Source organism: uncultured Arthrobacter sp., assembly GCF_902805515.1.
Taxonomy (GTDB): domain Bacteria; phylum Actinomycetota; class Actinomycetes; order Actinomycetales; family Micrococcaceae; genus Arthrobacter_D.
This window is the reverse complement of sequence record NZ_CADCTE010000190.1, coordinates 1-1,826: the sequence shown is the minus strand read 5'-3', so window position 1 is coordinate 1,826 and position 1,826 is coordinate 1. Positions and strand designations below refer to the sequence as shown.

Annotated in this window: 1 protein-coding gene and 1 pseudogene; one reads left to right on the top strand and one right to left on the bottom strand. The window is 66.5% G+C overall.

Annotation, left to right across the window (positions count from 1 at the left end):
- Positions 1-210, bottom strand: a 210-nt coding sequence (locus QZX79_RS17280) for a hypothetical protein (protein WP_294570285.1), incomplete at its 3' end; no start/stop codon positions are given.
- A gap of 1,017 nt (positions 211-1,227) precedes the next feature.
- On the opposite strand from QZX79_RS17280, the pseudogene QZX79_RS17275 reads away from it, so the two are divergent.
- A pseudogene (locus QZX79_RS17275) lies at positions 1,228-1,826 on the top strand (hypothetical protein); the annotation flags it as partial.

Genomic DNA, 1,826 nt, shown 5'->3' with positions numbered 1-1,826 from the left:
CGCGACCTGCGACCAGGCGGCCGGCACCTCGGCGTCCTTCATCTCGAAGACCACGCTGCCGTCCGGGTTGGCGATCCGCGACGTGCGGGTGCTCCAGGCGATGTCGTCGTAGACATCCGTCCCGGCGGTGGTGAAGTGCCGCGGGACCGACAGGCCCGGGCCGGGACCGGCTGGGGAGGGAGACTGACGGGGATCGGTGTGCTCGGACATGGTCATCTCCAGCTACCTACGGTACTCGGCGACGGGTCTCGGCCCGGCGCCACGGATTCGGTCAGGACGAGCGGTGCGGGATGACGGTCTGCGGGGCCACCGAGCTTCGGCGCGACCGGAAGCTCAAGGGCATATATCGTACCACCGACCCCTCGAAACCACAACGGGTAGTATCGACATGGTCGAGGAGCACCTAGATATGGACTGGGAGTCACAGACGGGCAACCGGGGCGCGGACGCCGGGCCCTGTCTCCATCCCGAGCTACACCCCACCCTCAGGGGGTGTACGTACAGTACATTGCATCATGTCGGCGCGGGAACGTCAACCGGATCCCGCGCACCCGGCCAGGTCGGTGAACTGGCGTGACCCCGCCGACGGGGCCGCGCAGACGGATACAGCCCCGATCAACTCCGCTCCGTGCGGGCCGCCATGGTGCCGTCCGGTCACGGACATCCATGGGAGGAACCCGTAGGACGGGACGGAGGCTCCGGCGTCCGGGACAGTGAGGGGCGATGCAGTGGCCGGTCCTGGTCGACTGCACCGGCCGGCCACGCGGAACCGCTCGGAACGATTCGCGGGCAGTGCTCCCGCGCCATCAGAACCGCAGCGGGTGGAACGGATCCACGGACGACAGGCCCTGGCGGGCGGTCATTGTTCCGGTCACACCCCACCGGGCAGATAGCCCGATCGACCAGCCGCCGTTGGGCAAAGGGGGCCGACCATGCACAGGTCGACCCGTTGGACGGGGGACCGGTACCCCCTTCGGCCCGCCGTGTCCCGGGCCGGATCACCGGACCATCGGGCCAACTCGCCCCGGCTCACCGGCCGATCCAGCGAAGACCGTCATCCCCTGCCGACGACACGCCGATTCTTACCAGATGGATGTCGAATAGAAGGACCGTGCGCATCGGGAAAGGCTCAATCGGATTGATTATTCGCAACTTGCGCGTATACTCCCTCGGCGCCAGGCAGTGGGGACTATCTGGCCAGGACCACGTTCCCGGGAGGGGAAACACATGCACAAGACGATCATGGCGTTCCGCGTCACCGCCGCACTGGCGCTCATGCTGGCGATGGCGACGGGGCTCTTCGGTACCAAGACGGTCGATCAGGCAAGCGCCGGGAACTCCGTCAGCGCGGAGATCTGTCTCACGCTCTTCAATCTCGGATTGATTGACGTGGATGGCGAGGTGATCGCCCAGTCAACGTTCCAGGCGGATCTCGCGGCTGCGGCCGAGGAATTCCCTATTCTCCTTGAAACCAATGTCGGCGCGATCACGAGCGGTGGTTGTGGTCCGATCTCACAGGAGTCGGCCGCCCCGTCCATGGACGCCTCGGTCGCCCCGTCAATGGACGCCTCGGTCGCTCCGTCGGCTGCGCCCAGTTCCGACGACCGTGTGTTCCTTTGCCAGGCCACGGGTAGCGCGAGCAACCCGTTCGTCCTGATCGAGGTCAGTGCCGTCGCCGCGTTCAACCGGATCACCAGCCCGTCCGAGCCGCAGAAGGCTGACATCATCCCGCCGTTCGTCTTCGAGGGCGAGACCTTCTCCCAGAACTTCGACGCTGAGGGACAGGCCATCTTCGAGGCTGACTGCGAAGTCGTCGCCGGTGGTTC